General features: G+C 63.8%; 3 protein-coding genes. 1 reads left to right on the forward strand and 2 read right to left on the reverse strand.

What is annotated here, in order from left to right; genetic code table 11:
• Positions 1 to 10: 10 nt before the first annotated feature.
• Complete coding sequence (locus tag ACK1U9_RS16170) at positions 11 to 1,921, reverse strand: AAA family ATPase (RefSeq protein ID WP_449110013.1); 1,911 nt, start codon at positions 1,919 to 1,921, stop codon at positions 11 to 13.
• Between the two features lie 175 nt (positions 1,922 to 2,096).
• Entirely contained in the window at positions 2,097 to 2,996 is a 900-nt protein-coding gene (locus ACK1U9_RS16175; protein ID WP_046614226.1) for a helix-turn-helix domain-containing protein, read from the reverse strand.
• A gap of 184 nt (positions 2,997 to 3,180) precedes the next feature.
• Between ACK1U9_RS16175 and ACK1U9_RS16180 the strand changes: the two genes are divergently transcribed.
• Positions 3,181 to 4,539 (forward strand): glutamine synthetase family protein, encoded by a 1,359-nt coding sequence (locus tag ACK1U9_RS16180; RefSeq protein ID WP_046614227.1) that lies wholly within the window; start codon positions 3,181 to 3,183, stop codon positions 4,537 to 4,539.
• Positions 4,540 to 4,578: the final 39 nt, after the last annotated feature.

Genomic DNA, 4,578 nt, shown 5'->3' on the forward strand with positions numbered 1-4,578 from the left:
GCAAGGGGCCTCAATCGCGAACCTGGTCCTTGACCCAGTCCAGCATCCCACCCGGCACGATCAGTTCATGCCGCGCCCGCGAACAGGCGGTATACAACCCCGCCAGCATCCGCGCCCGCTCATTGCGGTTCCCCGCCACCTGCGGCGCTACCATCAGCTCTGGCGACACCATCACCCGAGCGAACTCCATGTTCTTCACATCCCGCACCCGCCCCAGGAACAGCTTGGGTGCCTTGTCCCAACGGTAACGGCTCTTGGCCCTGGCAAAGTGTTCTGGCGTGTAGCCCTTGCGCAGCATGTTGGCCACGGCGACGAACGCCTTGTCATCACCCTTGTCCTGCTCCAGCGCCTGCCAGCTGGCATAGCGGAACAGCATCGGGTGACGCGGCCGGGTGCCATGGCGGTACAGCTCGATGCAGTCTTCGACGAACAACTCGAAGTCCTTGCGCGCGCTTTTCAGCAGCACGAACTGCACGCCCTGATGGGTCAGACGCTGGAACCAGCCAAACAAGCCCCATTCATCGTCGACGATCAGCGCCGTAGGCTGCTCCGGCACCGTTACCGCATCGAAGAAGCTGACCCGGGTGTAATGCTCGGCACTGCCGCTGAAGGCTGCCTGGATCGCTGCCGGGTGGGCCTGGATCAGCGGGTTGAGCACGTTGTCCATCGCCGGGCCGGCCCGCAGTGAGTGGTCGATGTATCGCTGGCGGATGAAGCCGCCATGATGCGCGCTGAGGCCGTTGAGGTTCTGCAGTTCGTCACCCAGGGCAATGATCGACTGCGGGCTGCGGTCGAGCACGGCAAGCATCGGTGCCGACAGCTCGTGGGCCTCGTCGACGATGACATGGGTGTAGCGGCTGTCGATCACATGACTGGTCAGCGACAGCAGTTTGACCCGGTGGTAGTCGCGCACCGGCAACTGGATTTCTCGTGCCGACGGGCGAATCAGCTCCTGCCAGTACAGCCGTGCCTTTTCCAGCAACACTTCCTGGTCCAGTGGCGTGGTCCCCGGCCCGGCCCAGGGCAGGTGGTGCAACTGCAGCTGGGTGTCGGCACTGTGGCAGAACGTGCGTACCGCACGGATGCACAAGGCAACCACATCGCGCGCGGCGAGCGGGCCGATGTCGGGGATGGCCAGCCAACGTACCACCTGCGCATCCTGCGGGCGCCACGAAAGCTTGGTGCGATACGGGTCGCGCAGGCGCCAGCCATTGTTGGTGAGGTCGCGGTTGAGCAACTCGTCGGCCAACTGGCCAAAGGTCAGCGCGGTGTAGGCAGCGGCGTCCTTGACCCGCGCCTGCAGCGCGCGCAGCTGGCCTTCGGTCAAGGCCAGCAACAGCGTACGCTGCGGCTCGAGCAGCCTGGCGAACTGGTGAATCAGGAAGGTCTTGCCGGTGCCGGCAAAGCCCTGTACCGCCACCGACTCATCGATACCACTGAGGAATTCGCGCAGCAGGCGGTTCTGTTGGTCGCTGAGCATCAGGTCGCTGGCCAGTGACGGCAGGTACACCGGGTGCAGCGGATTTGCCCGCTGGCGGTAGCTGTCGGCGAACTGGAAGTTCCACTGGCCCTCGGCGTCCAGCAGCTCGTCGGCCTGGTACTGCACCTCGGTCGACAGCAGTGCGATACCGTTTTCGCCCAGCATGCCCAGGCCCATGGCGAAGGCTTCGCGATCGAAGTGCTGCGCTACTTGGCCCTGGAAGCGCCCCGGCGCGGCGCCTTCGACCTCGTTGGCAATACGCACCGTTTCGGCAAAGCGACGCTCCTGCGCATCCGCGGAGGCGGTGGCGGACTGGCGCGGCAGGTTCTGCACGAACAGCACTGCGGCGGCGTCGAGGACGCTGGCGGTGGTGAAGAAGTCGGTGATGGGCTCGCTGGCGAGGCGGTCGGCCTGGTCGCTGGGCAAAGGCAGGTAGAACATCGGCACCTCGGGTGGAATCAGGGCGGCACGATAGCAATTTTCGCGGTGGAATGCTGGGCTGTGTATGCCTGGGCCGGCCTCTTCGCGGGTGAACCCGCTCCCACAGGGATCTCACGATGCCTGCATTGGGGCGATCCTGTAGGAGCAGTTACACCATCAAGCTACACCACCAGACTCAGCCCCTGCCCCGCTTCAAGGTCTCACTGGGAAACTCCTTGAACAACTGCCGGTAACTCTCTGAAAACCTTCCCAAATGCCAGAACGACCAACGCATCGCCACCTCGGCCACGGTCACTTCACCGCCGCGCAGCAGATCACGCCGTGCACCGTTCAGCCGGCGCAGGCGCAACCAGTGCGCCGGTGGCATCCCGGTAAACGCCTTGAAGGCTTGTTGCAACTGACGCAGGGAAACCCCGGCAACATCCGCCAGCTCCACCAGGTTAAGCGTCTCCTCCGGGCAGTCGGCCGCCCACTCGCTCACCCGGCGCATGATCGCCCGTTCCTCGTCACGCCGGCCCAACGCCACGCCCTGCAGGCGCTGGCAGGCGTTGTCGAGGATGAACAGGCAGTCCTCCAGCAGCTGCTCCGCCAGGGCCTGCCCCTGCAGCGGGCAATCCGCCTCGCCCAGGCGGGTCAGTGTCGCGCTCAGCCAACTGCCGAACAACGCATTCTGCCCACTGCCCAGCGGCACCATGAACAACCCTTCCAGGCGCTGCGGGTCAAGCCCATGACGGGCCAGGAAAGCCTGGTCGAACACGACCGCCACTTCCTGGTAGTTCTCCGGGGTGATCCAGATGTTGCGGCTCTGCTCGTTCAGCAGATACAGGCTGTTTTCGCTGCGGTCGAAGCAGAACGCCAGCGAACCGCTGGGTGCGCGGAAAAACTGCTCCACCCGGGTGTTCAGCCGCTCCTCGTACACCTCCACCCCGTCAAGCCCCAGGCAACGCAGTTCACCGCTGAAATGCCCAGGCGACATCTGCCGGTACTGCTGCTGCCAGCCAGGGGTGGCACGTACTTGTTCGGTCACGTCGGTGGTGTGGAAAGCCTGGACTTGCAGGGCATTGGCGGTTGTCACGCTCGGTCCTAGTTGCACTCTTTTGGTGCATTCATTGCCGGAGAAAGTGGATAGATCAGCCATGCGGGCTGCGACCAAGATAGTCTCCAGCGCGTCACCTGGGAAGCGGGACGCTTTCGAAACCGTTCACCGGTTTACGCTTGGCACGCTTGCTTCCACACTAAAACCCAACCAAGAGGTCTGTATGAACGCCCCCTTCGATCAGCTGTCCACCTGGCTGAAAGAACACCGGATCACCGAAGTCGAATGCGTGATCAGCGACCTGACCGGTATCGCCCGCGGCAAGATCGCCCCCACCGCCAAGTTTCTCCACGAGCGTGGCATGCGCCTGCCCGAGAGCGTGCTGCTGCAGACAGTCACCGGCGACTATGTCGACGATGACATCTACTACAACCTGCTCGATGCCGCCGACATCGACATGGTCTGCCGCCCAGACCCGAGCGCCGTGTACCAGATCCCGTGGGCGATCGAGCCGACCGCGATCGTTATCCACGACACCTTCGACAAGCAAGGCAACCCCATCGAGCTGTCGCCGCGCAACGTGCTGAAGAAAGTGCTCAAGCTGTATGCCGACAAAGGCTGGCAACCGATCGTGGCACCGGAGATGGAGTTCTACCTGACCCAGCGCTGCGAAGACCCGGACCTGCCACTGCAAGTGCCGCTTGGGCGTTCCGGCCGTGCCGAAAGCGGTCGCCAGTCGTTCTCGATCGATGCCGCCAACGAGTTCGACCCGCTGTTCGAAGACGTCTACGACTGGTGCGAGATCCAGGGCCTGGACCTGGACACGCTGATCCATGAAGACGGCCCGGCGCAGATGGAGATCAACTTCCGTCACGGCGACGCCTTGGACCTGGCCGACCAGATCACCGTGTTCAAGCGCACCATGCGTGAAGCTGCGCTCAAGCACAACGTGGCCGCCACCTTCATGGCCAAACCGATCACCGACGAGCCCGGCAGTGCCATGCACCTGCACCAGAGCGTGGTCGACATCGCCACCGGCAAGCCGATCTTCGCCAATGAAGACGGCAGCATGAGCCAGCTGTTCCTGCACCACATCGGTGGTTTGCAGAAGTACATCCCCAAGCTGCTGCCGATGTTCGCGCCCAACGTCAACTCGTTCCGCCGCTTCCTGCCGGACACCTCGGCACCAGTGAACGTCGAGTGGGGTGAAGAAAACCGCACCGCCGGCCTGCGCGTGCCTACCTCCAGCCCCGAAGCGATGCGCGTGGAAAACCGCCTGCCGGGCGCCGATGCCAACCCGTACCTGGCCATCGCCGCCAGCCTGCTGTGCGGCTACCTGGGCATGGTCGAGCGCATCGAGCCCAGCGCACCGGTGCAGGGCCGCGCCTACGAGCGGCGCAACCTGCGCCTGCCGATCACCATCGAAGACGCCCTGCAGCACATGGAAGACTGCGAGACCGTGCAGCAGTACCTGGGCAAGCAGTTCGTCCAGGGTTACGTGGCGGTCAAGCGCGCCGAGCATGAGAACTACAAGCGCGTTATCAGCTCGTGGGAGCGCGAATTCCTGATGCTGAGCGTGTAATCACCTTCCAGGGCATGCACTGGACCTGTAGGAGCAGCC

The organism is Pseudomonas sp. XP1, assembly GCF_053557675.1.